At 62.9% G+C, this 25,787-nt stretch carries 30 protein-coding genes and 1 pseudogene; 12 read left to right on the plus strand and 19 right to left on the minus strand.

The annotated features are described in order from the left end of the window. Positions 1-134: 134 nt before the first annotated feature. From murD to H9X91_RS05250, 4 genes are all read left to right on the plus strand, one after another. Positions 135-1,511 carry a UDP-N-acetylmuramoyl-L-alanine--D-glutamate ligase gene (gene murD / locus H9X91_RS05235; RefSeq protein WP_204803236.1) on the plus strand — a complete coding sequence of 459 codons (1,377 nt, stop codon included), beginning with the start codon at positions 135-137 and terminating at the stop codon, positions 1,509-1,511. 45 nt (positions 1,512-1,556) lie between these two features. Then, positions 1,557-2,264: a sporulation protein YunB gene (gene yunB, locus H9X91_RS05240; protein WP_204803238.1), complete on the plus strand. Its 708-nt coding sequence runs from the start codon at positions 1,557-1,559 to the stop codon at positions 2,262-2,264. A 15-nt stretch (positions 2,265-2,279) separates the two neighbouring features. After that, positions 2,280-4,316 carry an NAD-dependent DNA ligase LigA gene (gene ligA, locus H9X91_RS05245; RefSeq protein ID WP_204803240.1) on the plus strand — a complete coding sequence of 679 codons (2,037 nt, stop codon included), beginning with the start codon at positions 2,280-2,282 and terminating at the stop codon, positions 4,314-4,316. A gap of 461 nt (positions 4,317-4,777) precedes the next feature. After that, complete coding sequence (locus H9X91_RS05250; RefSeq protein WP_204803243.1) at positions 4,778-5,023, plus strand: polya polymerase; 246 nt, start codon at positions 4,778-4,780, stop codon at positions 5,021-5,023. Positions 5,024-5,098: 75 nt separating this feature from the next. On the opposite strand, the gene H9X91_RS05255 is transcribed toward H9X91_RS05250, so the two are convergent. Next, complete coding sequence (locus H9X91_RS05255) at positions 5,099-5,695, minus strand: manganese catalase family protein (protein WP_204803245.1); 597 nt, start codon at positions 5,693-5,695, stop codon at positions 5,099-5,101. Then, entirely contained in the window at positions 5,695-6,174 is a 480-nt protein-coding gene (locus H9X91_RS05260) for a spore coat protein CotJB (RefSeq protein ID WP_204803318.1), read from the minus strand. The genes H9X91_RS05255 and H9X91_RS05260 overlap by 1 nt, the downstream gene beginning before the upstream one ends. 174 nt (positions 6,175-6,348) lie before the next feature. Here H9X91_RS05260 and H9X91_RS05265 point away from each other — a divergent pair, with 174 nt between their 5' ends. The 3 genes from H9X91_RS05265 (at position 6,349) to H9X91_RS05275 (ending at position 9,973) form a co-directional block, all read left to right on the plus strand. Continuing rightward, positions 6,349-7,065 (plus strand): N-acetylmuramoyl-L-alanine amidase, encoded by a 717-nt coding sequence (locus H9X91_RS05265; protein ID WP_204803247.1) that lies wholly within the window; start codon positions 6,349-6,351, stop codon positions 7,063-7,065. Positions 7,066-7,130: 65 nt separating this feature from the next. After that, on the plus strand, positions 7,131-8,507 hold the full coding sequence (gene radA / locus H9X91_RS05270; protein WP_204803249.1) for a DNA repair protein RadA: 1,377 nt from the start codon (positions 7,131-7,133) through the stop codon (positions 8,505-8,507). A 443-nt stretch (positions 8,508-8,950) separates the two neighbouring features. Beyond that, positions 8,951-9,973, plus strand: a complete 1,023-nt coding sequence (locus H9X91_RS05275; protein ID WP_204803251.1) for a tyrosine recombinase XerC — start codon at positions 8,951-8,953, stop codon at positions 9,971-9,973. Positions 9,974-10,014: 41 nt separating this feature from the next. Here the strand turns inward: H9X91_RS05275 and H9X91_RS05280 are convergent, their stop codons facing one another. From H9X91_RS05280 to fba, 4 genes are all read right to left on the minus strand, one after another. Next, on the minus strand, positions 10,015-11,232 hold the full coding sequence (locus H9X91_RS05280) for an S-layer homology domain-containing protein (RefSeq protein ID WP_204803253.1): 1,218 nt from the start codon (positions 11,230-11,232) through the stop codon (positions 10,015-10,017). An 84-nt stretch (positions 11,233-11,316) separates the two neighbouring features. Beyond that, positions 11,317-11,820: an amidase domain-containing protein gene (locus H9X91_RS05285; RefSeq protein ID WP_204803256.1), complete on the minus strand. Its 504-nt coding sequence runs from the start codon at positions 11,818-11,820 to the stop codon at positions 11,317-11,319. A gap of 49 nt (positions 11,821-11,869) precedes the next feature. Beyond that, positions 11,870-12,502: a helix-turn-helix domain-containing protein gene (locus H9X91_RS05290; protein ID WP_204803258.1), complete on the minus strand. Its 633-nt coding sequence runs from the start codon at positions 12,500-12,502 to the stop codon at positions 11,870-11,872. 187 nt (positions 12,503-12,689) lie between these two features. Then, on the minus strand, positions 12,690-13,658 hold the full coding sequence (gene fba, locus H9X91_RS05295) for a class II fructose-1,6-bisphosphate aldolase (protein ID WP_204803260.1): 969 nt from the start codon (positions 13,656-13,658) through the stop codon (positions 12,690-12,692). 214 nt (positions 13,659-13,872) lie between these two features. Between fba and H9X91_RS05300 the strand changes: the two genes are divergently transcribed. Next, positions 13,873-15,111, plus strand: coding sequence for a 6-phosphofructokinase (locus tag H9X91_RS05300; protein ID WP_204803262.1), 1,239 nt, complete (start codon positions 13,873-13,875; stop codon positions 15,109-15,111). A gap of 73 nt (positions 15,112-15,184) precedes the next feature. Here the strand turns inward: H9X91_RS05300 and H9X91_RS05305 are convergent, their stop codons facing one another. From H9X91_RS05305 to H9X91_RS05315, 3 genes are read right to left on the minus strand one after another with little or no spacing between them, the layout of a single operon-like run. After that, the gene (locus H9X91_RS05305) at positions 15,185-15,349 is read right to left on the minus strand and encodes a hypothetical protein (RefSeq protein WP_204803264.1); all 165 of its coding nucleotides are present in this window, start codon (positions 15,347-15,349) and stop codon (positions 15,185-15,187) included. Between the two features lie 28 nt (positions 15,350-15,377). Next, on the minus strand, positions 15,378-15,521 hold the full coding sequence (locus H9X91_RS05310) for a hypothetical protein (RefSeq protein ID WP_204803267.1): 144 nt from the start codon (positions 15,519-15,521) through the stop codon (positions 15,378-15,380). A 15-nt stretch (positions 15,522-15,536) separates the two neighbouring features. Continuing rightward, positions 15,537-16,307, minus strand: a complete 771-nt coding sequence (locus tag H9X91_RS05315) for a type III pantothenate kinase (RefSeq protein WP_204803269.1) — start codon at positions 16,305-16,307, stop codon at positions 15,537-15,539. 168 nt (positions 16,308-16,475) lie between these two features. Between H9X91_RS05315 and H9X91_RS05320 the strand changes: the two genes are divergently transcribed. The 4 genes and pseudogenes from H9X91_RS05320 (at position 16,476) to H9X91_RS05335 (ending at position 17,929) form a co-directional block, all read left to right on the plus strand. Then, the gene (locus tag H9X91_RS05320) at positions 16,476-17,147 is read left to right on the plus strand and encodes a DNA-3-methyladenine glycosylase family protein (protein ID WP_204803271.1); all 672 of its coding nucleotides are present in this window, start codon (positions 16,476-16,478) and stop codon (positions 17,145-17,147) included. Then, a pseudogene (locus H9X91_RS14695) lies at positions 17,137-17,265 on the plus strand (Ada metal-binding domain-containing protein); the annotation flags it as partial. The gene H9X91_RS05320 and the pseudogene H9X91_RS14695, both read left to right, overlap by 11 nt. 5 nt (positions 17,266-17,270) lie before the next feature. Further along, positions 17,271-17,402 (plus strand): helix-turn-helix domain-containing protein, encoded by a 132-nt coding sequence (locus H9X91_RS14785; protein ID WP_204803273.1) that lies wholly within the window; start codon positions 17,271-17,273, stop codon positions 17,400-17,402. Continuing rightward, complete coding sequence (locus tag H9X91_RS05335) at positions 17,402-17,929, plus strand: methylated-DNA--[protein]-cysteine S-methyltransferase (RefSeq protein WP_420850731.1); 528 nt, start codon at positions 17,402-17,404, stop codon at positions 17,927-17,929. The genes H9X91_RS14785 and H9X91_RS05335 overlap by 1 nt, the downstream gene beginning before the upstream one ends. A gap of 88 nt (positions 17,930-18,017) precedes the next feature. Here the strand turns inward: H9X91_RS05335 and H9X91_RS05340 are convergent, their stop codons facing one another. The 10 genes from H9X91_RS05340 to H9X91_RS05385 all read right to left on the minus strand — a co-directional run bounded on the left by H9X91_RS05340 (position 18,018) and on the right by H9X91_RS05385 (position 25,526). Next, entirely contained in the window at positions 18,018-18,299 is a 282-nt protein-coding gene (locus H9X91_RS05340) for a zinc-ribbon domain containing protein (protein WP_204803277.1), read from the minus strand. 38 nt (positions 18,300-18,337) lie between these two features. Continuing rightward, positions 18,338-18,979: a sigma-70 family RNA polymerase sigma factor gene (locus H9X91_RS05345; protein WP_204803279.1), complete on the minus strand. Its 642-nt coding sequence runs from the start codon at positions 18,977-18,979 to the stop codon at positions 18,338-18,340. Positions 18,980-19,046: 67 nt separating this feature from the next. After that, entirely contained in the window at positions 19,047-20,402 is a 1,356-nt protein-coding gene (glmM, locus tag H9X91_RS05350) for a phosphoglucosamine mutase (protein ID WP_204803281.1), read from the minus strand. Between the two features lie 188 nt (positions 20,403-20,590). Beyond that, the gene (gene ruvB / locus H9X91_RS05355) at positions 20,591-21,655 is read right to left on the minus strand and encodes a Holliday junction branch migration DNA helicase RuvB (protein WP_204803283.1); all 1,065 of its coding nucleotides are present in this window, start codon (positions 21,653-21,655) and stop codon (positions 20,591-20,593) included. 47 nt (positions 21,656-21,702) lie between these two features. After that, positions 21,703-22,035 (minus strand): DUF6054 family protein, encoded by a 333-nt coding sequence (locus H9X91_RS05360; protein ID WP_204803285.1) that lies wholly within the window; start codon positions 22,033-22,035, stop codon positions 21,703-21,705. 7 nt (positions 22,036-22,042) lie between these two features. Continuing rightward, a complete protein-coding gene (locus H9X91_RS05365; protein WP_204803287.1) occupies positions 22,043-22,273 on the minus strand; it encodes a hypothetical protein in 231 nt (76 codons plus the stop codon). A 10-nt stretch (positions 22,274-22,283) separates the two neighbouring features. Continuing rightward, positions 22,284-22,889 carry a Holliday junction branch migration protein RuvA gene (gene ruvA / locus H9X91_RS05370; protein WP_204803289.1) on the minus strand — a complete coding sequence of 202 codons (606 nt, stop codon included), beginning with the start codon at positions 22,887-22,889 and terminating at the stop codon, positions 22,284-22,286. Positions 22,890-23,024: 135 nt separating this feature from the next. Then, positions 23,025-23,537, minus strand: coding sequence for a crossover junction endodeoxyribonuclease RuvC (gene ruvC, locus H9X91_RS05375; protein WP_204803292.1), 513 nt, complete (start codon positions 23,535-23,537; stop codon positions 23,025-23,027). A gap of 169 nt (positions 23,538-23,706) precedes the next feature. Next, on the minus strand, positions 23,707-25,056 hold the full coding sequence (locus H9X91_RS05380) for a DUF4179 domain-containing protein (RefSeq protein WP_204803293.1): 1,350 nt from the start codon (positions 25,054-25,056) through the stop codon (positions 23,707-23,709). Continuing rightward, positions 25,053-25,526, minus strand: a complete 474-nt coding sequence (locus H9X91_RS05385; RefSeq protein ID WP_204803295.1) for a sigma-70 family RNA polymerase sigma factor — start codon at positions 25,524-25,526, stop codon at positions 25,053-25,055. Before H9X91_RS05385 ends, H9X91_RS05380 begins: the two co-directional genes overlap by 4 nt. Positions 25,527-25,787 lie beyond the last annotated feature (261 nt).

The raw sequence follows: 25,787 nt of genomic DNA on the forward strand, positions 1-25,787 counted from the left end.
ACCGGATCGCCCCGCGCAAGATCGGAGAAAACAACCGGGAACCGGACCACCCCGGTTGTAATTTTCCCCAAACTGCGGTATAATTCCCTTGTCTGTCAATCTCTGCCGCCTGGCGCGGCGTTAGGAGCGTTTCCATGAAATTTGAGGAATATCTTTCTTCCCTGCGTGGCAAGTCCGTGGCCGTCATCGGCATCGGTGTCAGCAACCAGCCCCTGATCCGGCTGCTGCTGGACCGCGGCATCCAAGTCACTGCCTGTGATAAAAAAAACCGGGAGGACCTGGGAGAGCTGGGAGACGAGCTGGAACGGCACGGCTGCCGCCTCCAGCTGGGGGAAGACTACCTGAAAGACCTGACGGAGGACGTCATCTTCCGCACCCCCGGCCTGCGGCCCGACGTGCCGGAGCTGGCGGCGGCGGTGGAGCGCGGGAGCCGGCTTACTAGCGAGATGGAGGTCTTTTTTGAGGTCTGCCCCTGTACCGAGATCGCCGTCACCGGCTCCGACGGCAAGACGACGACCACCACCATCATCGCAAAGCTGCTGGAGGCCGCCGGGCGCACCGTTCACCTGGGGGGCAACATCGGCCACCCGCTGCTGTGCGACACGCCGGACATCGCGGCCACGGACCTGGCGGTGCTGGAGCTCAGCTCCTTCCAGCTGATGACCATGGATCGGAGCCCCCACATCGCCGTGGTGACGAACCTTTCCCCCAACCACCTGGACGTCCACAAGAGCTACGAGGAGTATATCGCTGCCAAGGAGAATATCTTTACACACCAGACGAACCAGGATACTGCCATCTTCAACGCAGACAATGAGGCCACCGTCCGCTGCGCGGAAAAGGCCCCGGGCCGGGTCCGGTGGTTCTCCCGGAAGCGGGAGGTGGCGGACGGCGTGTTCCTCCGGGGCACATCCATCGTCTGCCGGAATGCTGAGGGCGAGCGGGTGGTGCTGGACACCGCCGACATCAAGCTGCCCGGCGTCCACAACATCGAGAACTACATGGCTGCCATCGCCGCCGTGGACAGCATGGTACCCGACGAGACCATCCGGGACTTTGCCCGGACCTTTGGCGGCGTGGAGCACCGGATCGAGCTGGTGCGGGAACTGGATGGGGTGAAGTGGTACAACGACTCCATCGCCTCCAGCCCCAGCCGCACCATCGCCGGGCTCCGGTCCTTCCCGGAGAAGGTCATCCTCATTGCCGGGGGCAAGGACAAGGGCATCTCCTACGACGCCATCGGCCCGGAGATCAACGAGCACGTGAAGGCCCTGATCCTCTGCGGTGCCACCGCCGGGGTCATCCGGGCCGCCGTGGAGAAGGCCTCCAACTTCACTGGCCTCCCCATCATGGAGGTGGACAGCTACCCCGCCGCGGTGGAGCTGGCCCGCAGGACGGCGCAGCCCGGCGACGTGGTGCTCCTGTCCCCGGCCAGCACCTCCTTTGACCGGTTCGCCAACTTCATGGAGCGGGGCAAGGTCTTCAAGGACCTGGTGAACGCGTTGAAATAAGGCCAGGCCGCCCCCGCATACAATGGCGGGAAGGGGGGCGGCATCATGATCTGGCGCGGATTTTACTTCTACCGCCGGCGGATGGACCGGCGGAGGGTGCTGCGGGCCCTGCTCTTTCTCACCATGGTCCTGGCGCTGACTGTGGCCTTTATTGCCGCCACCCAGATGCGGCCTCTGCTGGAGAGCATGGCCACGACCCGGGTGTCCAACACCGTCACCCGCATCGTCAGTGAGGCGGTGTATGAGGCCATCGAGAAGGGCGAGCTGCAGTATGACGGTCTGGTAGCCTTTGAGAAGGACACGGAGGGCCACATCACCGCCGTGCGGAGCAATATGGCGGCCTTCAACCACCTGCAGGCGGAGATCCTGGATACCGTCCTGACCCGGATCAGTCAGGTACCCACCGGAGATTTGTCCATCCCCATCGGCAGCCTGACTGGATCTGCGCTGCTGGCGGGCCGGGGGCCCAGGATCAGTGTGCGGATGGAGTCGGTGGGTTCGTCAGAGGCCAATTTCCGCAACGCCTTTACCTCTGCCGGCATCAACCAGACGAAGCACCAGATCATTTTGACGGTGGATGTATCTGTCAGCATCCTGCTGCCGGGATTCCGCACCGCCACCAAGGTGTCCAACTCCTTCATCGTGGCGGAGACGGTGATCGTGGGAACGGTGCCGGACACCTACACCTATTTCTCCACAGACCCGGATACCTATGAAGAGGATCTGAAGGACTACATTCTGAACAACAGCTGAGAAGGGAGCAGCCCTATGGACTACCGCGAGGAAATGAAGCAGCTGCGGGACTTTCTGAACCAGCAGAGCTATTTGTACTACGTCTTGGACGCGCCGGTGATCCCGGACTATGAGTATGACCGGCTGAACCGCCGGCTGGAGGAGCTGGAGGCGGAGCACCCGGAGGAGATCACCCCGGATTCCCCCACCCAGCGGGTGGGCGACAAGATCCTGGAGGGGTTCGAGACCTACGAGCACCCGGTGCCCCTGGAGAGTCTCCAGGACGTGTTCAATGCCGACGAGGTCTCCGAGTTCCTGGGGCGGATGCGGGAGGCGTTGGGAGAAGGTGCCGCCTACTCCGTGGAGCCCAAGGTGGACGGTCTCTCCGTGGCGCTGGAGTACCGGGACGGCGTGTTCGTCCGGGGCGCCACCCGGGGCGACGGCCGGGTGGGCGAGGACGTGACGGAGAACCTGAAGACCATCCGCGCCATCCCCATGCAGCTGCCGGAGAAGCTGCCCCGGCTTATCGTCCGGGGCGAAGTCTACATGTCCCGGGCTGTGTTTGCTGAGCTTAACGCCCGCCGGGAGCTGGAGGGCAAGCCCCCCATGGCAAACCCCCGGAACGCCGCCGCCGGGTCCCTGCGGCAGCTGGACCCCAAGATCTGTGCGGAGCGGAAGCTGGATATCCAGGTGTTCAATCTGCAGCTGGCGGAGGGCAGGACCTTCCAGAACCACACGGAGACGCTGGAGTACATGGCCTCCCAGCACTTCAAGGTCATCCCCCACAAGACCCTCTCCGACCCGGCCCAGATCCAGGCGGAGATCGACCGCATCAATGACGAGCGGCTGGACTACCCCTTCGACATCGACGGGGCGGTCATCAAGATCGACTATCTGGCGGACCGGGAGATCCTGGGCTCCACCGCCAAGTTCCCCAAGTGGGCGGTGGCCTTCAAGTACCCGCCGGAGAAGAAGTACTCCGTGGTCCAGGATATCGTGGTGCAGGTGGGGCGCACCGGCGTGCTGACCCCCAAGGCGGTGCTTTCTCCTGTTCGGCTGGCGGGTACTACCGTCACCAACGCCACCCTCCACAATCAGGACTTCATCACCGAGAAGGACATCCGCATCGGCGACACGGTGCTGGTGCAGAAGGCGGGGGAGATCATCCCGGAGATCCTCAGCGTGGACTTTGACAAACGGCCGGAGGGCACGGTGCCCTACACGCTGCCGGACACCTGCCCGGTGTGCGGCGCACCGGTAGTCCGGGACGAGGACGGCGCGGCCCTGCGGTGCACCGGCGCCGAGTGCCCGGCTCAGCTGCTGCGGAACCTGACTCACTTCGCCAGCCGGGACGCCATGGACATCGACGGCTGCGGCCCGGCGGTCATCCAGCAGCTCATCGACTCCGGGCTTATTGCCAACGCCGCGGATCTGTACAGCCTCCACGCCGCGGATGTGGCGCAGCTGGACCGGATGGGGGACAAGTCCGCAGAGAACCTGATCCGGGCCATTGAGAACTCCAAGGCCAATGACCTGAGTCGCCTGCTGTACGGCCTGGGCATCCGGCAGGTGGGGGAGAAGGCCGCCAAGACCATCGCCGCCCACTTCGGCACCATGGACGCCCTTATGAACGCCACGGAGGAGGAGCTGACAGAGATCAACGACGTGGGCGGCGTCACCGCTCGGTGCATCGTGGACTACTTCCAGGGCGACCAGGCGAAAGACCTGATCCGACGCCTGAAAGAGGCGGGCGTCAACATGGAGAGCACCGCCCAGCCGGCGGGGGACCTGCTGGCGGGCTTGACCTTCGTCCTGACGGGCGAGCTGGAGTCCGCCTCCCGCAAGGAGGCCGGGGAGAAGCTGGAGGCCCTGGGGGCCAAGGTGTCCGGGTCGGTGTCCAAAAAGACCAGCGCTGTGGTGGCTGGAGAGGCCGCCGGTTCCAAGCTCCGCAAGGCCCAGGAGCTGGGAGTACCGGTGCTGAATGAGGAGCAGTACCGGGTGCTGGTGGACGAGGTCCCCGGCGACAAGGACGCCGTTCTGGCCCTGCTGGGCCGGGGCGAGGCGGAAGCATAAACGAAAGGCGGAGGCGGCAGCCTCCGCTTTTTCGGCCGTTCCGCAGCCGGGGTGCTGGCTTCCGCCGGGGAAACCAGGTGGGCCGCCGTCCGGGATGATCCAGTTCCCACAGGGGGGCGTTCCCTCGGAGGTACGCCCGCATTCTCTTTTTGGCAAGGCCAAAAGAGAAATGGGAGGTGCATCTGCCCGGCAATCAGCATGGCTGCTATTCCCGCGACCAATGGGACGCACCCCAACATCCCCCCTACAGAAGCGCCTTTGGCCAGTCCGACCAGCTGCGATTGTACTGGTTGTATAGTTGTATAAAAATATAATAAATTTTTGTGCATTTCATCAATAACTTCCGGGGGCCTCCCCTGAAACATTATCCAGTTCGGCCATAGACAATCCGGGGCCGCCGTGGTATCTTTGTGAAGCACCAGCGGAGAGCTGGTAGTCTGACAAGAAAGGATGTGTTTCCCATGCGACTGCGTTCTGAAGCGGATGTGCAGGAGTTCCTGGATGCTGTCAATCAGTGCGGCGGAGAGGTGTACCTGAAGAGCCCGGAGGGAGACATTTTTAATTTGAAATCCTCCATGTCCCGGTATATCGCTATCGGCCGTCTCATCGAGGAGCAGGGGGATTCCCTGGAGCTTTTTGCCGACCGGAAAGAGGACCAGGCCCTGCTGATGCCCCTGGTGGAGGACCTGATGAAGAACGGGGACTGAGCAATCAGCCTCCAAAGCGCCTGAAAACACCCGCCGCCCTTAAAAAGGGGCGGCGGGTGTTTTGGATTCAGCAGCTCATCTGTCAAAGGATGGATTCACGAAGTACAGGTTTTTCGCATCCATCTTGTCCTTGGCAAGACGCAGTCCCTCGCCGAAGCGCTGGAAGTGAACGATCTCCCGCTCCCGCAGGAACTTGATGACGTCATTCACATCCGGGTCGTCGGAGAGGCGCAGGATGTTGTCATAGGTGACCCGGGCTTTCTGCTCGGCAGCCAGATCCTCCGTCAGGTCGGCGATCAGGTCGCCCTTGACCCCGATGCCGGCGGCGTTCCAAGGGGAACCGGAGGCAGCGGTGGGGTAGATACCTGCCGTGTGGTCTACGAAATAGGCGTCGAACCCGGCAGAGCGGATCTGATCCTCGGTGAGATTCCTCGTCAGCTGATGGACAATGGCGCCAATCATTTCCAGATGGCCCAGCTCCTCCGTTCCAATGTCCGTCAGCAGTCCCTTCAGCTCCGGATAGGGCATGGAGAACCGCTGGCTGAGATACCGCAGGGACGCGCCAAGCTCTCCGTCGGGCCCGCCGTACTGGGAGATGATGAGGGATGCCAGGCGGGGGTTGGTGTTCTTGATCTTCACCGGGTACTGGAGCTTCTTCTCATAGATGAACATCAGTCATTGCCTCCTTCCTCCCAGGGCCACGGGTCTTTCAGCCAGGCGTAGCCATCCTCCGGCGTCAGATCCGTCTGCAGCAGGGGGCCGTACATCTTCTGGTATTTCTCCCGGCCCTCCTTGGCCAGCTTGATATAGGACCAGTACAGCTGCAGGGCCTCCTGATCCTGGGCGTGGGTGGTGAGGTAAAGCCCCAGCTCGTCAATGGCAAAGTCCAGGGCCATCAGCTCCACCAGGGCGGTGTTGGACATCTTCGTCTTGGCCTGGATGGCCGCCTTAAAGGGCAGGTCCAGCCCAGGGAACAGGGTGCCGGTCTGCAGGGCCTCCATCCGGCTGTAGCGGACGGGGTTCTCCTCCTGCATGGCCACAAAGGGAAACGCCATGGGTGCGCAGGTGCCGGGCAGCGTGCCCTGGTTGGGCTGGCAGCTGCCGGCCGGCACAGACGGCGTGGGCGGCGTATTGGTGTTGGGTTTCTCCATCTGCAATGGATGCCTCCTTCTGGGGTAGGGTGCGCATGGTGCCATGCGCCCACGCCATCTTATGCGGAGACGGGCGGGGAGGAGCCTGCCCTTGATTTCCGTCGCCTGAGCCGCTATAATCGGGAATATGGGATAAGCTGATCGGCATAGGCTCCCTGCAGGGAGGTGCTGCCTGTGGTGATTCTGATCCGTAAGCGCCATGTGGCGTATCTGGTCCTGCTGTGCTGTTTTGTCGCCGGGCTCTCCGCCGTGCTGTGGCATGGGAACGCCGCCTTCACGGCGGCGTTCGCCCCGGAGGAGGGGACGCCCTTCACCGTGGTGGTGGACGCCGGCCACGGCGGGGAGGACGGCGGCGCCGTGGCCGGTGACGGCACGGTGGAGAGCGGCCTGAACCTGGCCATCGCCCGGCGGGTGCGGGATCTGCTGACCTTCGCCGGGATGCCCACCGCCGTCACCCGGGAGGGGGAGGACGCCATCTACGATCCCGGCAGCACCTCGCTCCGGGAGAAGAAGGTCTCCGATCTCCACAACCGGGTAGATTTGGTGAACGCCATCCCCGGCGCAGTGCTGGTGAGCATCCACCAGAACAGCCTGCCGTCGTCGCCCTCCACCCGGGGGGCCCAGGTGTTCTGGAACCGGCAGGAGGGGGCGGAGGCGCTGGCGGAGTCCGTCCAAACGGCCCTGAACGGCGCCATCAACGCCGGAAACGAGAAGAAGGCGGCCCAGGTGCCGTCCTCCGTGTACCTGATGAAGGAGATCACGGTTCCCGGCGTGCTGGTGGAGTGTGGCTTTCTGTCCAACGCCGCGGAGACGGAGCAGCTGCGTGACCCGGCCTACCAGACCAAGCTGGCGGCCGCCATCGCGGCAGGCGTATTGACAATTAGGAATTAGAAATGAGGAATGAGGAATTGCGGAACACATCAATTCCTAATTCCTAACTCACTATGGAGGTTGCAATGAAGGCAAAGACCCTGTTCTACTGCACGGAGTGCGGCAATGAGACGCCCAAGTGGGCGGGGAAGTGCCCGGCCTGCGGGGCGTGGAATACCATCGTGGAGCAGCCTCAGGCCGCCAAGACGGCAGGGAAGGGGGCTTCCCGCCCGGCGGGAGGGGGGACTGTCCGCCGAGCCCGGCCGGTGACGGAGCTGGAGGCGGATGAGGAGATTCGCTTCTCCACCGGCATGAGGGAGCTGGACCGGGTCCTGGGCGGCGGCGCTGTCAAGGGCTCGCTGGTGCTGGTGGGCGGCGCGCCGGGCATCGGCAAATCCACACTCATGCTCCAGATCTGTGAGAGCCTCTGCCGGGAGAACAAGGTGCTGTATGTATCCGGGGAGGAGTCGGAGCACCAGTTAAAACTCCGGGCCCGGCGGCTGGACGTCCAGAGCGAACGGCTGTTCGTCATCTCCGAGACCAGTCTGGGGGATGTGCTGGAGTCCGTGGCGGCGGAGACGCCGGACGTGCTGATCGTGGACTCCATCCAGACGTTGTACAGCGACGCGCTGGAGTCCCCGGCGGGTAGCGTCAGCCAGGTGAAGGACTGCACCATGGCCCTGATGCAGCTGGCCAAGGGGCAGGGGATCACGGTATTCGTCATCGGCCATGTGAACAAGGAGGGCTCCATTGCCGGCCCCAAGGTCCTGGAACACATGGTGGACTGCGTGCTGTACTTCGAGGGAGACCAGCACACCGCCTACCGCATTCTGCGGGCGGCCAAGAACCGGTTCGGCGCCACCAACGAGATCGGCGTCTTTGAAATGCGGGACAGCGGCCTGCAGGAGGTGGAGAACCCCTCGGAGATGCTGCTGTCCGGCCGGCCGGAGGACGCCCCCGGCACCTGCGTCACCTGCGTGATGGAGGGGGCCCGGCCGGTGCTGGCGGAGATTCAGGCGCTGGCGGTGTCATCGCCCGCCGGGAACCCCCGCCGCACCAGCAACGGCTTTGACTACAACCGCTTTGCCATGCTGCTGGCGGTGCTGGAGAAGCGGGGGGGGCTGAAGGTCTCCGCCTGCGACGCGTATCTGAACATCATCGGCGGATTGAGCCTGGACGAGCCCGCGGCGGACCTGGCGGCGGTGATCGCCCTGGCCTCCAGCTATCTGGACCGGCCGGTGCCGGCGGATCTGGTGGCCATCGGGGAGGTGGGCCTCACCGGGGAGCTGCGGTCTGTCAGCCAGCTGGGCCAGCGGATCAGCGAGGTCCGGCGGCTGGGCTTCACCCAGTGCCTGATCCCGTCCCGCCGGACCGGGGAGCTGGCCGCGCCCGAGGGGCTTCGGCTGATCCCGGTGCGGAATATCGGTGAGGCGATCCGAGCCGCCCTGCGTCCGTCGGGATAAAGTGGACGCAGGCGCCGCCCAGAGCGGGGAGACCCGCCGCCGCGGCGCTGTCCAACGTGCAGACGCCGTCCTGCTGATACACGCATTGGCTGGTACAGGGGATCAAACTCATACGCACCATCCCATCTCCATGGATTTGGGACTAGCTTTGCCGGAAGCGGCGGGTTTTATGTCCGGCGCGGAGCTGGGCAGTGGGTCCCGGCGTGTGCCGCGCTGCCCGCCGGCGGCCTGCAGTTGCTTTTTTAGAAACCCTTTCAGGGAAGGAGGATTTTGCGGACAGATATATAATTGAACAAAATAAAAATTTTGTTCAATTTATGGGAGAGTCAGACGGCTCTCGAGCCGTTTTCAGCCCCCGGCATGGCCTGGGCCCCTCCGGAAGCTGTTCCAGCGGCTGTGCGCCTGTGGCTGCATCCGGCATCTGTCCGCAAGCTGATATCGTCATGGCTGATTACCGCACCGAAGCGCCGCAGATCCTGCGGGACTTTCTTTCGTACCATGAAACTATTAAAGCACACTCCAAGCGGACTGTGGACGAGTACTTTCTGGACCTGCGGAATTTCTTCCGCTATCTCAAGCAGACCCGCGACCCGTCACTCCGTGAGCACTCTCTGGAGGAAATCGATATCATGGACGTGGATCTGGACTTCGTGGCCTCCGTGACCCTGACGGACATTTACGGCTACATGACGTACCTCAGCCGGGACCGGGTCCAGCACCAGAACAGCCGGAACTCCGGCTATGGCCTGAACGCCGCGTCCCGGGCCCGGAAGATCGCCACCATCCGGTCGTTCTACAACTATCTCACCAACAAGATGCACCTACTTCGTGAAAATCCTGTCAAAGATATCGACTCACCGAAACTGAAGAAAACGCTGCCCAAATACCTGACCCTGGATGAGAGCATCCAGCTTCTGGACGCTGTGGACGGCAAAAACCAGGAGCGGGATTACTGCATCCTGACGCTGTTCCTCAACTGCGGCCTGCGGATCAGCGAGCTGGTGGGCCTGAATCTCAACGACATTCAGGACGACGCCCTGCGGGTGCTGGGCAAAGGCAACAAAGTCCGCATCATCTATTTGAATGACGCCTGCCAGGACGCCATTGCCAAGTACCTGGCGGTGCGGCGGCCTATCACCGGCCGGGATGAAAATGCCCTCTTCCTCTCGTCCCAGAACGAGCGGATCAGCCGCTCCACGGTCCACGCCATGGTGAAAAAGCGGCTGGGCCAGGCGGGCATCGACCCGGCGGAGTACAGCTCCCACAAGCTGCGGCACACCGCCGCCACGCTGATGCTGCAGAACGGCGTGGACGTCCGGGCGGTCCAGGAGGTGCTGGGCCACGACCACCTGAATACCACGGAGATCTACACCCACATCGACAATGAATCCCTCCGGGTAGCTGCAAAGGCAAATCCCTTGTCACATGTGAAAAAATCAAAGAAAAAGCCGAAAGAAGACGGCTGAGAGAAAAAGCTCTCAGCCGTCTTTCTTTGTATGAGCCGCTCTCAGCTCAGCAGGCTGTTCCAGTTCCAGTCCGCGGACGTGGGCAGGGTGCCCAGCCGCCAGAGAGACGCCCCAGAGACCCCCAGCAGCTTGGCACACCGCAGTTCTGTTTGGATGCTGGCGTCGTCCTGGTACCACAGGAAGTAGCGTCCGCCGTCCTCTGTGGTGTAGATGGCGTAGGATTGCTGATAGGTGTCCGACCAGCCGGTCTCTGTGTCAGGCTGAGCCAGCCGGGCCGCCACGGTCTCTGCCGTGGGATACACCGGCGTGCCGGAGAGCAGATCTCCATTTTCGTCGATCTGCCAGGCGGCGGATCTGGCGGAGAAGCCCAGCAGCACCTTTTCCGGAGCCACCCGGTCCGTCAGGAGCTTGAGACTCAGATAGACCTGGTCCATGGGGACTGTGGCGGCAGTCTGGTAGTAGGTGGTTTTCGTGAAATCGCTCATATCCTTGGCATCATAGTCATAGGCCATTAGAATGATCCTATCTGCCAGATTGCCGATAGCGGTGTAATCTTCCGCCAGATGCAGCTGGCTGTAGGAGGAGATGGCGTAGAAGCCGTGGACGTAGTCCGGGAGCTGGTGCATCTTCTCATGGACCCGTACCAGCATGGCCGCCGCCTGGGCCCGGGTGGCGGTGTTGTCCGGGGAAAACGTGGTGGGCGATGTGCCGTTGGTCATGCCGATCCGATAGGCGATGGCGATGTACCCCGCCTTGCCCTCGGGCAGGTCGATGAACGGTGTGCCGCTGTGGATGCGGGAATAAGTGGATGAAGTGTCGTTCAGCCTCTCTGCCGCCCCCTTCAGTCCCAGGGCCCGGACCAGCAACTCTGCCATCTCCCCCCGGGTCACCGGGTCACTGGGCCGGAACGCGCCGCCGGCGTCCGCCACATCGTGGGCGGCGGCAGTCTCGATGACGCCGTACCAGGTGTGGGAGGCGGGTACGTCGGTGTAGGAGGGCGTCTGTGGCGTCACGGTGCCCCAGCCCATCATCCGTACCAGCACCGCCGTGAACTGGGCCCGGGTCATGGAGTCGCCATAGCCGAAGGTGTCATTATCGTAGCCGTTCATCAGGCCATAGTCCACGGCCTTCCGGACTTCTCCCGCCAAGGCGCTTTCGGCGGGGACGTCGGAAAAGCCTGTATCCACGGCGCCGGCCGACGGGACCAGCAACCCCGCCGTCAGCGCCGCTGCCAGCAGGCTGAACAACAACTTTTTCATGGAGACCACCCTCTCTTGTACAAGTCGTCTCCATGATAGCAGACTGACATGTGGAAATATGAACAAACTGTAAATTCTGTTTCCTCATGGACGGATGGTGCCCAGCATGTGGAGGAACCGGATGTCCTGGAACGTGTAGGAGGACAGGGGCCGGTTGTCGGCGTCGTAGCTGTGGGCGGCAATCAGCACCGTCTCCAGGGTGATGGGGGCCGTCACCCGCACCACCACCGGCGTGTGCTGGAATTCCTGGCCGTCGAAACTCAGCTGTACCAGGTCCCCGGGCCGCAGGTCCGTCAGGTCGCAGGCAATGCCCACCGGGCCTACGGAGGGCTCCTTCCGGGTCATGAAGTTCCAGAAATAGGGTACGCCGGTCCAGGATGGGGACTTCTGGTTGGCATCGATGTAGTACCAGCCGAAGTCCGGCGTGAAATTCATGACGCCGCTGCCGGCAAATACGCATTGGGAGGCGAAGTTGGTGCAGTCGCCCCCCAGGTTCTCATAGTCGTAGAAGGCCGGATTCCGGCCATAGGCCCACTGATGGGCGTAGAGCACCGCGGCCGAGCGGTCGTAGTCCGCAAAAAAGCGCATGGGGGTCCCTCCTTTTCCTCCCATTGTATGCAGCGGGGGACGGGACGGTTCAGCGGTCCTTCCGCCAGGACTTCCAGGTCAGGCCATAGTGAAGCCGTAAAGTTTTTATACTTTTTACCAAAGGGATCACAGCGGCCAGCTGGCCCAGCAGCACGCCCCAGGTATTCAGTACCGCCCCCAGTGGAAAGGGCAACAGCAGTACACAGGCAAAAGCCGCTAGATCCGGTACTGTCAGATCCCGCCAGGCGCCTCCCTCTTGGAGGTATCTGTGGTTCTGGCGGCACAGCAGCGCGGAGACCAGGACCTGCAGCCCCAGCAGGTACCAGATAGATACTGGTTCCCAGGCGCCCAGGCGATAGAAATGGTAGACAGCGGCCGGAGCCAGCCAGAGGACCCTACTGAGGACGCCCTTCCCTACCGCCTCCTGCCGCTGCCGAAGGCTCTGTTCGCCGGCCCGGGCTGCGGGAGTCTCTGCCTCGCTGGTGCAGTCCGACAGCAGCAAATAGTCCGTGGACACCCCGAACAGGCGGCTCACCGCCAAAACGCTGGCAGTGTCCGGCAGCACCTCTCCCAGTTCCCAGCGGGAGATTGCCTGGCGGGAGACACCCAGTTCTCCGGCCAGGGCCTCCTGGCTCATGCTCCGCCCCTTCCGGAGCTGATATAGCTTTTCTCCAAATGTCATGGTCTTGACCTCCTTGTCAGATGCTTCCATGGTAGCAGATCGGGTCCCTGGCTGCCACCGCATCTGTGTGGAACCTCCGCAACCAGAAGTGGAATCCAGCTGGAGCGGCCCCTTTTGGCACCGGAATGCAAAAAAGACCGGGGAGACGCGCCCGTCTCCCCGGTCTGTAGAGGTGTTATTTGGCAAGTTACGCCTTGTGATCGCAGCCCAGCACGTCCACGATCTTGTGGGCCACCAGTTCCTTGATGGCGGCACGGGCGGGCTTCAGGTACTCGCGGGGATCGAACTTGTCGGGATGCTCCGCCATGAACTTGCGGATGGTGCCGGTCATGGCCAGACGCAGGTCGGAGTCGATATTGATCTTGCACACGGCGCTGCGGGCAGCCTTGCGCAGCTGCTCCTCAGGGATGCCCACGGCGTCGGGCATCTTGCCGCCGAACTCGTTGACCATCTTCACAAACTCCTGAGGCACAGAGGAAGAGCCGTGGAGCACGATGGGGAAGCCGGGCAGGCGCTTGACCACCTCATCCAGGATATCGAACCGCAGGGGAGGCGGAACCAGCTCACCCTTCTCGTTCCGGGTGCACTGGGCGGCGGTGAACTTGTAGGCGCCGTGGCTGGTGCCGATGGCGATGGCCAGGGAGTCGCAGCCGGTCTTTTCCACGAACTCCTGGACCTCCTCGGGATGGGTGTAATGGGACTCCTCGGCGGAGACCTTCACATCATCCTCGATGCCAGCCAGGGCGCCCAGCTCGGCCTCCACCACCACGCCGTGGTCGTGGGCATACTCCACGACCTTGCGGGTGATCTCGATGTTCTCAGCAAAGGGCTTGCTGGAGGCGTCGATCATCACAGAGGTGAAGCCGCCGTCGATGCAGCTCTTGCAGGTCTCGAAGTCGGGGCCGTGGTCCAGGTGCAGGGCGATGGGGATATTGGGGCACTCGATGACGGCCGCCTCCACCAGCTTCACCAGATAGGTGTGGTTGGCATAGGCCCGCGCGCCCTTGGACACCTGCAGGATCAGGGGAGCCTCCAGATCCCGGGCAGCCTCGGTGATGCCCTGGACGATCTCCATGTTGTTCACGTTGAACGCGCCGATGGCATAGCCGCCGTCATAAGCCTTCTTAAACATCTCGGTAGTGGTAACCAGTGCCATAAGAATCAACTCCTGTTCTTTGATTCGTCCCGCTCTCCCGCCTCGGCCGGGGGGTCTGACCCGAATTGTCAAAAAGCGCCGGTCAAAAGAACGAAAACGTTTTTCCTCTATGATAATATCACAACATTTTTAAAATGCAAGTATTTACAATTCATTTTTTGAATGATATGATGATGGAAGCATCCCGAAACAAAAGCTGAGGAGGATTTTTCCCATGAGTGAACTGAAAGGCGCCTGCATTTTCGGCCAGTCCGGCGGCCCCACTTCCGTCATCAACGCCAGTGCCTACGGCGTCATCGCCACGGCGCTGAAGGACCCCAACATCACCCGCGTGCTGGGTGCGGAGCACGGGATCAAGGGCGTTCTGAACGACCGGCTGTTCGACATGAGCCAGGAGGACCCGGCAGAACTGGAGCTGCTGAAGTACACGCCCTCCTCCGCCCTGGGCTCCTGCCGGTACAAAATGGCGGACCCGGACGTGGACGACACCGACTACAAGCGCATCCTGGAGATCTTCAAGAAGTATGACGTCCGTTACTTCTTCTACAACGGCGGCAACGACTCCATGGACACCTGCAACAAGATCAGCAAGTACATGCAGAAAGTGGGCTACGAGTGCCGTGTGATGGGTGTGCCCAAGACCATCGACAACGACCTGTACGGCACGGACCACTGCCCCGGCTTCGCTTCCGCCGCTAAGTATATCGCGACGAGCTGCATGGAGGTCTATCAGGACGCCCGGGTGTATGACACCGGAATGGTCTGCATCATCGAGATCATGGGCCGCCATGCCGGCTGGCTGGCTGGCGCTGCAGCCCTGGCCTCCGCTTACGGCGCGGGTCCCGACCTGGTGTACCTGCCGGAGGTGGACTTTGACATGGACCAGTTCCTCTCCGACGTGGAGCGTATCTACAAGGAGAAGGGCAACTGCATGGTGGCCGTCTCCGAGGGCATTCACTACGCCGACGGCTCCTTCGTCTCCGAGGCCAAGACCTCTGCCACCGACGGCTTCGGCCATGCCCAGCTGGGCGGCCTGGCCTCCCTGCTTGCCAACGTGGTGAAGGAGAAGACCGGCGCCAAGGTCCGGGGCATTGAGCTGAGCCTGCTGCAGCGGTGCGGCGCTCACCTGGCGTCCGAGACCGATATCGAGGAGGCCGTCATGAGCGGCAAGGCCGCCGTGGAGAACGCCGTGGCCGGCATCACCGACAAGATGGTGGGCTTCGAGCGCAGCTATGAAAACGGCCAGTACGTCTGCAAGACGAAGCTGCTGCCCCTGACCGACGTGGCCAACACCGAGAAGAAGGTTCCTCTGGAGTGGATCAACGCCGCCCACAACGGCGTGGAGAAGCCCTTCATCGACTACGTGCTGCCCCTGATCCAGGGGGAGCCCAAGCTGCCCAAGGTGGACTCCCTGCCCCGCTTCGCCAAGCTGAAAAAGGTCCTGGTGAAGTAAACAGATTTTCCCAAAACCAGCAACCACGAAGAAAGCTCCCGGCACGATTTTCGTGCCGGGAGCTTCGTCTTACTCATGTTTTGTTATTCTCCTGCCGCCGCTCTAGATGGTAGATGATACACCCCACAGCGGCGGCTACCGTGGCCATGATGCATCCGGCGATCCCCATGAAGCAGCCCAGATACCCGGACACCAGTACGATCAGCACAGAAAGCAGCGCATGTCCCAAGGCACCCATTGCATGTCCCCCCTGTCTCGATCGGGCCTCACTTCTTCCGGCCCTGAACAGTCCAGCAGATGAATCCCGCCGCCACGCCGATGGCGCAGATAATGCCGATGGCGGGGCCCAGCGCAAGCCCCGCGATCCCGGCGATGATGGTCCAGAAGGCCACGGCAAACAACATCGCCATGCAGTTCCCTCCCCCTCACTTGTTCTTCTGATAGATGGCCCACAGGCCGTCCATCAGCAGGTACTTGTCGTAGACGATGTGGTTCCGGCAGTACTTGACGATCACCGGGGCGTTGCCGCCGGTGGCCACCACGCTGAGGGTCCGGCCCGGGAACTGCTCCCGGATGCGGTCGATGACGCCGTCCAGCATACCGGCAGTGCCGTAGACGATGCCGGAGCGCATGCAGTCCTCCGTGGTCTTTCCGATGAGGACCTTCGGGTGCTGGAGGGAGATGGCCGGCAGCTGGGCCGCCCGGCGGCTCAAGGCCTCCAGAGACACATTGACCCCCGGCAGCAGCATGCCGCCCTCATAGTTCCGCCCCTCGGAGATGACGCCGATAGTGGTGGCGGTACCCATGTCGATGGTGACGATGGGAGGCTCGAACTTCTCCAGCGCCGCCACGGCGTCCGCCACGATGTCCGCTCCCACCTGGGACTGGACCGCCAGCCGGATGTTCAGCCCCGTCCGCACGCCGGGACCCACCACCATGGGGGGCTTGCCCAGCAGCCGGGTCAGGGCCTTCTCCATCATGAAGTTCAGCGGCGGCACCACGCTGCACAGGATGGCGCCCGTCACGTCCTCGAACCGGAAGTGATAGAGGGTGAACAGGTTCATCAGGTCGATGCTGATCTGGTCCGCGGTCTTGCGGCTGTCCGTGTCCAGAGACGCCAGAAAGCGCAGCTGCTTGTCCCTGTCAAACAGCCCCACGGAGGTGGTGGAATTTCCTACATCGATGGCCAGCAGCATGTGCCTCGCTCCTTTTCCCGTTGTCCTCTATGATGTTCTATGGTATCACGCCCCGCTGCCGGATGCAAGGGCGGGAATTTTTTTCGATGAAACATCCGAAAATGGGAAGAAATCCGCCGCCATCTCTGCTATACTTGATTTACCAGACATGGAAGAGGAGGCGGCGCTATGGACTTTCCTTACGGTGAGGCGGAGATTGCCCATCTGCGGACCCGGGACCCAAAACTGGGAGCGGCCATCGACCGGATCGGTCCCATCCATCGGGAGGTGGACCCGGACCTCTTCTCCTCCGTGCTCCACCACATCATCGGCCAGCAGGTGTCCATGGCCGCACAGCGGACGGTGTGGCAGCGGCTCCAGACGGCGGCGGCCCCCCTCTCACCGGAGACGGTGGCCGCCATGTCGGTGGAGTCCCTCCAGGCTTTGGGCATGACCTACCGGAGGGCGTCGTACATTTTGGAATTCGCCCGGAAGGTGGCGTCCGGCGCTTTTGACCTAAAGGCGCTGGCGGAGATGGAGGACAGCCAGGTGCTGGCCCAGCTTACCTCCCTGCGGGGCGTGGGGCCCTGGACGGCGGAGATGCTGCTGATCTTCGGCCTCCAACGGCCGGACGTGGTCAGCTGGGGAGACCTGGCCATCCTCCGGGGCATGCGGATGCTGTACCGGAAGCGGACCATCGACCCGGCCTTTTTCCGGCGCCTGCGGAAGCGATACAGCCCCTACGGAACTACCGCCAGCCTGTATCTCTGGGCCATCGCCTGCGGCGCCCTGCCGGAGCTGACGGACCCGGCCGCCAAGCGGGCGCCGGAGAAAAAGCGAGGTGCGGTCCATGACAGATGACCAGCGCTGGCAGGCGGTCGCCGCCAACGACCGGCGGTTCGACGGCGTGTTTTTCTACGGCGTCACCTCCACGGGCGTCTTCTGCCGCCCCTCCTGCCCCCCCGTCCGCCCCGGCGGGACCGGGTGCAGTTCTTTCCCTCCGCCCAGGCGGCCGGTGAGGCGGGCTTTGAGAGCCTCTCCGCCTTTTACCGGGCTTTCCGGCGGGAGCTGGGCTGCTCCCCCGGCACATATCGAACAAAGGAGATGTCATCATGATCACATATCTGACTACGCTCCCCTCTCCGGTGGGTACGTTGACCCTGGCCGCCGACGGCACGGCCCTCACCGGTCTGTGGCTGGAGGGGCAGAAGTACTTCGGCGCTGGCCTTCCAGATACTGTACAGGAAAAAGACTTGTCAGTTTTTCGGGAGGCAGAAGCCTGGCTGAAGGCGTACTTTGCCAAGGCCCCCCTCCCTGCCCTGCCGCCGCTGGCGCCCCAGGGCAGTTCCTTCCGCCAGGCGGTGTGGCAGCTCCTGCTGGAGATCCCCTACGGCACCGTCACCACTTACGGTGCCCTGGCACAAAAGCTCCGGGACCGGGGCATCTCCGCTGCGGCCCAGGCCGTGGGCGGTGCCGTGGGCCACAACCCCATCTCCATCCTGATCCCCTGCCACCGGGTGGTGGGCAGCGACGGCAGCCTGACCGGCTACGCCGGCGGTGTTGCCAAGAAGCAGTTCCTGCTGGAGCTGGAGGGCGTGGACATGGCGGGGCTGTACGTCCCCACCCGGGGCACGGCCCTGTGAGAGAGACCCCTTCCCGCCTGCGCTGAAATAAAAAGAAGCGGCGTCCATTCGGACGCCGCTTCTCGCAAGAGACGAAAACGGATATCGTTTATCTCTGCTGCTCCCGCATCTTGGCGAAGCACTCGCTGCAGTACACGGGGCGGTCAGACTTGGGCTCGAAGGGCACGCGGGCCTCGCCGCCGCAGGCAGCGCAGACAGCGGTGAAATACTCCCGGGGACCGCGGGCCGCGTTCTTGCGGGCGTCACGGCAGGCCTTGCACCGCTGGGGCTCGTTCTGGAAGCCGCGCTCAGCATAGAACTCCTGCTCGCCGGCGGTGAACACGAACTCCTTGCCGCACTCCTTGCACACTAAGGTCTTGTCTTCGTACATGATGTTACCCTCTCTTTGAAAAGAAAAATATATTGCGTTCAGCTTCCGCTGAGATCGCCGGAAAGAAGCTGCCGTGCCACCTTGCGCCGAATGCGCTGCACGGCGTTGTCCACGGACTTTGGGGGCTTGCCTACCGTCTCGGCAATTTCCCTGCATGAAAGACCGTCTAAATAGTACCCCAAAATCTTTGCTTCAAACTCGGACAACTGTTTCCGGACACCGGATAAGAGGGCAGCGGTATGTTCCCTGTCGATGAGATACGCTTCGGGATCGCGCTGAGTCAGATCGCTGGTACCAGAGGTGTAGGAATTGGCATCAAAGAAGGGTGTATCCAGGGGAACCGACTGATTGAGCGCCAGATGCTTATCCCGCGCCGCGGCGCGGAGAACGGAATACAGCCGGTTTCGTATGCAGATTTCTGCGAAGGTCCGAAAGGATGCCTCCTTGGAGGCGTCATACTCCCGAACAGCTTTGAGGAGGCCCACCATGCCCTCCTGGGTCAGGTCCTCACTGTCGCCGCCTGCCAGGAAAAAGGGGCGGGCGCAGCTGCGGACCAGTCGGTTATACCGCGCCACAAGAGCTTCCTCTGCGTCGCGGCTGCCGCCGGCAGCCAGGGTGCAGAGCATTTCGTCACTGCACTGGTCCAGGGGCTGGGGCGTCTTCTCGTTAGAACTGTACATATCGTATTATACCTGTCTATTTGGTGAAATGTCAAGCAATTTGTAAAAAAATTCAAGAAACAAATTTTTATTTTTTTTGCGATTTGATGAAATCCGCCAAGCGGTCCGCCACAGCCTGGGCGACGTCGGTAGTCTTGGCCTCAACCATCACCCGGATCAGGGCCTCCGTGCCGGAGGGCCGCACCAGCACCCGGCCAGCGCCGGACAGGGCCGCTTCCTCCTGCTTTACGGCCTCCGCCAGCTCGGGAGATGCCATGATAGCCTCCTTCACGCCGCCGCTGTGGGGGACCTCCACATTCACCAGCACCTGAGGGTAGACAGCGCAGCAGCTGACAAGGGAACTCGCTTTCTCGCCGGAGCGGGCCAATACCTGCAGGAACTGGAGGGCCGTCACCTCGCCGTCGCCGGTGGTCTCCAGGTCGGTGAAGATGGTATGGCCGGACTGCTCTCCGCCGATGCGGTAGTCCTTCTCCAGCATCTTCTCCAGCACGTTCCGGTCCCCCACGTCGGTGCAGATCAGGTCGATGCCGCTGTTCCGGCAGAACTCGTGGAGCCCCAGGTTACTCATCACTGTGGCCACCAGAGCGTTGCCGTTCAGCTTCCCGCGGCGCTTCAGGTCCATGGCGCACACCGCCAGGACCTTGTCGCCGTCGATGGTGGCGCCGGTCTCGTCCACCAACAGGCAGCGGTCTGCGTCGCCGTCAAAGGCCACGCCGATGTCGTAGCCCCCCTTCACCACGGAGGCGGCCAGATCTTCCATGTGGGTGGAGCCGCAGCGGCTGTTGATGTTCACCCCGTCCGGGTCGTGGTGGATGAAGTCCGTCCGGGCCTTGAAGCGGCCGAACAGCTCCGGCGCCGTGGCGCTGGCAGCGCCGTTGGCGCAGTCCACCAGGATTTTCAGGCCCGCCAGATCCGACTCAATGGTGGAGGCGACAAAGTCGATGTAGTCCCGCTTCAGCTGACGCATGCCGTGGTGGCGGCGGCCGATCTCCCCCCGGGTGCGCACCTTCATGGGCTCCTGGGAGAGGATCTTCTCCTCGATCCGGCCCTCCACCGCGTCGGAGAGCTTGTAGCCCTGGCCGCTGAAGACCTTGATGCCGTTGTGCTCATAGGGGTTGTGGCTGGCGGAGATCACGATGCCCGCGTCCGCCCGCTCCTGTACAGTGAGGTATGCCACTGCGGGGGTGGGTATGGTGCCCACCGGCTTCACGTCGCCTCCCACAGAGCAGATGCCTGCCATCAGAGCGGATTCCAGCATGTCGGAGGAGATGCGGGTGTCCTTGCCGATCACCAAGGTGGGGCGGCTGCCTTTCTCCTCTTCCAGCACGGTGGCGATGGCCTGGCCCACCCGGAAGGCCATATCGGCGGTGAGGTTCTCCCCCACTACGCCGCGGATACCGTCAGTGCCAAATAATTTACCCATAATATCATTACCTCGTTCGTTTCATATGATGGAACCGCCTCATTGGACGGAAAAATGCTGCGTCGCCGGCTGGAACGATGTGCCCCTCATTTTCTTTTCGGCTTTGCTGAAAGGACTGCGCCCGCAGGCACATGCCGGAGGCAGCCGCCGCAAGCGGCGGCGCTTGAGCCGGAGACAAGCGGCTCGCCTCACAGGCTCAGCTGCTCCATATCCGGCGGTTCTGCCGTCATGCCGCCGGGAATGGGCATGTGCAGATGCTGATACGCCTTCTGCGTCACGCATCGCCCCCGGGGCGTCCGGGTCAGAAAGCCCAGCTGCATCAGGTACGGCTCGTATACGTCCTCCAGGGTCACAGATTCCTCACCGATGGTGGCCGCCAGCGTCTCCAGGCCCACAGGGCCGCCGCCGTAATTCTCGATGATGGCTCCCAGCATCCGCCGGTCGATGGGGTCCAGCCCCAGATGGTCGATCTCCAGGGCGCACAGAGCCTGGTCCGCCACATCCTTCGTGATGACGCCGTCGGCCTTCACCTGGGCGAAGTCCCGCACCCGGCGCAGCATCCGGTTGGCGATCCGGGGCGTGCCCCGGCTCCGGCGGGCGATCTCATAGGCCCCCTCCGGCACGATGTCCACGTTCAGGATTCCGGCAGACCGGGTGACGATCTCGCTGAGTTCCTCCGGCGTGTACAGCTCCAGCCGCAGCGTTACGCCGAACCGGTCCCGCAGGGGCGCAGACAACTGCCCCGCCCGGGTGGTAGCCCCGATCAGGGTGAACTTGGGCAGGTCCAGCCGGATGGAGTTGGCGCTGGGGCCCTTGCCCACGATGATGTCCAGGGCGTAGTCCTCCATGGCCGGGTACAGGATCTCCTCTACCGACCGGTTCAGCCGGTGGATCTCATCCACAAACAGGATGTCCCCCTCGTTCAGGTTGGTGAGGAGCGCCGCCAGGTCGCCGGGCTTCTCAATGGCCGGGCCGGAGGTGATGCGGATGTTGACCCCCATCTCTTGCGCGATGATGCCGGCCAGGGTGGTTTTGCCCAGGCCGGGCGGGCCGTGGAGCAGCACGTGGTCCAGCGCCTCCCCCCGCTTCTGGGCAGCCTGGATGAAGATGTTCAGGTTCTCCTTGGCCTTCTCCTGGCCGATGTACTCCCGCAGGGTCTTGGGCCGGAGGGAGCCCTCCTGTGCGTCCTCCTGCAGGAACGTCTTGGCCACGATGGGCTCCTCGTAGATGTCGTTTCCAAAGTCGATGCTCAAAGTGTCACTTCCCTTTTTCGTGGGGTGCTGTCAGGTCCCGGGGCGGCTCACAGGTGCTCCAGCACGTCCCGGAGGGTGTCCAGGAATGCCTCCTCGCCCCAGGTGTTGACCTTGAAGAACATGGCCTGGCTGCCGCCGGAGGTAATGGCAGAGAGAAACAGCTCATCTCCCCGGCCAGCCAGAGTCATGCTCATGCTGACCCGATTGCCGCCGGACCAGCTGTACCGCTCATACACCCGGACGGCACAGCGAAAATCCCCGGAACGGTAGTCGCTGCCGTCCTCGTAGCTGGCGGAGGCGCTGCCGTTCATCACGCCGTCGTGGAGGCGGCGGAGGACGCCGTCAAAATCGCCGGTGATGGTGCACTCGTATTTTGCCATGGCCGCCTCACATCTTAAAGACCTGCACCGCCAGCCAGGCAAGGCCGTACACGCAGCACAGGCAAATGCCGAAGAGAACGCCGTTTTTGTTCCGGCGGCGCTTTTCCTGGTCGTTCAGATCGTGCTGCTGACGGCCCCGGTTGAACAGCACAGAAAACCGCATGCCGTACAGCATGGTGGGGACCGCCATGCCGACGGCGCCCAGCATCAGTACGACCGCTAAGATCTTGGTACCCAATTCATCCACCTCATTTTACCATTTTCTTCAGGCTCTGGCGGATGATCTCCTCCAGAGGCAGATTCTCCACGTCCACGCCCTTCAGCGCCATGGACACCTCGGCGCTGGTGTAGCCCAGCACCGCCAGGGCCTGGGCTGCCTCCGTCGCCTTGCTGGTGAAGGCCGGGGCGCTGACGGCTCCCCCGCCGGAGAAGTCCAGCCCGGTGACGGCGCTCTCCTTGGCCATCTTGTCCTTCAGCTCCAGAATGATCCGCTGGGCCAGCTTCTTGCCTACGCCGGGCGCCGCCGTCAAACTCTTCTCGTCGCCGGTGACGATGGCCATGGCCAGGGATTCCGGCGTGGAGGTGGAGAGGATGGCCAGGGCCGCCTTGGGCCCCACGCCGCTGACGGCAATCAGCAGCTTGAAGCTGTTCAGCTCGTTCTGCGTGGCGAAGCCGTACAGACCGAAGGCGTTCTCCCCCACGTCCAGATAGGTGTAGAGCTTCCCCCGCTGGCCCTTTTTCAGCCGGGAGAGGGTGTAGTTGGTGGTTTTACAGGCGTACCCCACCCCACCGCAGTCGATGACCGCCAGATAGGGCAGGATCTCCGCCACGGTGCCGTCTAAGTAGTAAAACATTCGATCACACTTCCTTGGGAGTTAGGAATGAGGAATTAGGAATGATTGTGTTCCGCCGCAGGCGGAACGATTTCAATTGGTCCGGCTCCGCCGGACACTAAAATTTCTAATTCCTAACACCTAATTCCTAATTGTTCAGACTGTCTCCTTGACCCCGCTGTCCTGCTGGGGCAGGCGGGACGTGGCGCTCCGGGCGTGGCACAATGCCAGGGCCAGGGCGTCCGCCGCGTCGTCGGGCCTGGGGACGGATTTCAAACGCAGCAGGCGGCGGGTCATGTCCATCACCTGGCGCTTCTCCGCCTTGCCGTAGCCCACCACCGCCATCTTCACCTGGGAGGGCGTGTACTCGTGCAGCGGGATGCCGCACTTCTCCGCCGTGTACAGCAGTACGCCCCGGGCGTGGGCCACGGCGATGCCGGTGGTGAGGTTCGTGTTGAAGAACAGCTCTTCGATGGAGATGACGTCCGGCTTCAGCTGGCCGATCAAGTCCTCCATGTCCGTGCCGATCTGGTAAAGCCGTTTCGACAGGGGCAGTCCCGCCGGGGTGGTGATGGCGCCGTAGGTCACCATATGCACTTGTGCCCGCTCCGCCGTGATGAGGCCGAAGCCGATGGTGGCGTAGCCGGGGTCGATGCCCAGGATCCGCATGGCGCTTCCCCTCCAGTTTACATACTTTATCAGTATAGCAAATTTCGGGGAGAGAAGCAACCTAAAAGATATGAGATATGAGATATATGAGATAAAAAATAAGAGATAAAAGATCGTCCCCTCTGACACGGCAGGTGGATCTTTTATCTCTTATCTCTTTACTTTTATCTTATTTGATGGGGATCGTGACCGGAACCTCCGCCTGGGTGGTGTGGGACCAATTGAGCTCCAGGAGCACCGTGTCCTGGTCATAGTCCCTCAGGGGCAGATAGGCCTCTCCGTGGCCGTCGTCCAGAACGCTCCAGCCAAAGTTGTCCATGTCATACTTCGTCCCGGCCTCGTCGTAGTACCGGCTGGCGAACACCTGCTTGTGGATGTCCGCCGGTGCCGTCACATCAAAGGTCAGCATCCAGCCGTTCTCCCGGTGCTGTATCGCCTGCACCGTCACTCCCTCCGGCAGCCACTCCACCGTGCCGTTTTTCAGATCCGCCCGGACCCGCTCCCTGTTCTTGTCCAGCCAGGTGGCGCCGGTGATGTGGAGGGTCAAATGCGTGCTGTCCGCAAAGTAGGGACTCTCCAGCCGGAAGGACTTCATGGCCGGTGTATCCGGGTCTCCGGTGGCGGAGACGCCGTTGGAGATGGAGTCGAACCGCTCCCCGTCCTCGTTTTCCAGGTAGAAGTCCAGGTCCTTCAGCCAGGCGGTGTTGTCCGCCGCCCCCTCCACGTTCACACGGACGTGGGTGGGATAGACCTCCACCTCCTTCACCATCAGGGTCTGGCCGTCCAGCTGGAAGGTACTGTTCACCGGGACGAGCTCCCCCTGGGCGGTGTAGGTAGGGTCAAAGGCCAGATCGAAGGCGAACGATGCCAGGATGTCCGGCTCCTCCCGCTCCGGTTCGTCCAGGATGGACCGGCTGGGCGCGGCGGGGGCGTTCTCCGGTTCCGTCTCCGTCTCCCCGGTGACGCCGAAGGCCATGGTGAAGCCCTCCGGAACGTCGTTGTCCTGGTAGTCCAGTGTGAAGCGCAGCAGCGTCCCCGGCGGCTGCCGGAAGTCGGACGACAGCACGGAGCAGCGCTGCCTGGGAGTAAATTCCGGCAGCTCGGCGGAGAGGCTCTCGTACCCCGTCCCCTCCAGGGTGAAGAAGATGTGCACCTGCTTCTGGTCCACGATCACATACTCGATGGTGGCGGTGATGCCGTTCACCGTCTGGGACTGGCCCATGGGCTGGACGTAGTCGTTCTCCACGGCGGCGGAGAGGGACGGCGACCAGGCAACCGCCTGAGCCAGCGCCCGCAGCACCGGCACGCCGCCGCAGGCCCGTGCAAAGGGCGGAAACAGGTTCACCAGCAGCACGAAGGCGATGAAGCAGGCCGCCAGGCTCCCCGCCGGAACGCCGAAGAACCGCAGGCGGCGGTCTCGCCTCCGGCGGCGCAGGGCCCGTTCCACGGTGGTGTCCAGGGCCGCCGGGGTGGCCTCCAGCTCCTGGAGCAGGGCCTGATACTCCTCATTTCGGGTCATGTGTCTCCCTCCTCTCCCAGTTCCAGCCGCAGCAGGGCCAGCGCCCGCCGCTGGCGGGTGGCCGCGGTGCCCTGGGGGATGTTCAGCGCCCGGGCGGTCTCCGCCTGGGTGTATCCGGCGAAGAACCGCAGGATCACCACTGCCCGTAATTCCTCCGGCAGGCGGCGGATGGCATCCTTCAACGGCAGGGCGTCGTAAGCGTCCGGCCCGGCGGTGTCCGGCAGGGTCTCCTCACCCGCCAGTCGCCTGCGGCGGCGGAGCTCCCGGTGGCACTCGTTCAGCACGATCCGGGTGAGCCAGGTCTCGAAGAACGCCGGCTCCCGTAACTGCTTCAGCGCCCGCAGGGCCTGGTAGACGCCCTCGTCCACGGCCTCCAGAGCGTCGGCCTCGCTGCCCAGGTACAGATACGCCGTCCGGTACAGCCGTGCCCGGAGGGCTTCCGCCCGGCGGGCGAATTCATCGTGATCCATGGCGGGCCTCCTTTCTGCTCTCTATTCCTTAGAGAATCTGGAGAAGGGTTTTGTTTTCACAAAAATGGGAAAATTTTTGGATGCGGGGGGGCTCAGGGGGACGTCCCATTGGACGCGGGAATGACAGCCATGCTGATGGCTGGGCAGATGCACCCCCCATTGTCGTCGTCGCAAAGTCCGCTCAGCTCCGTTTCCGCCTGCGGCGAAAACTGCGCCCGCTCCCTTGCTCCTCCTCTCCCCACCGCGCGGGGCGCGGCGGGG

Source organism: Oscillibacter valericigenes (assembly GCF_016902445.1).
GTDB classification, from domain to species: Bacteria; Bacillota; Clostridia; order Oscillospirales; family Oscillospiraceae; genus Oscillibacter; species Oscillibacter avistercoris.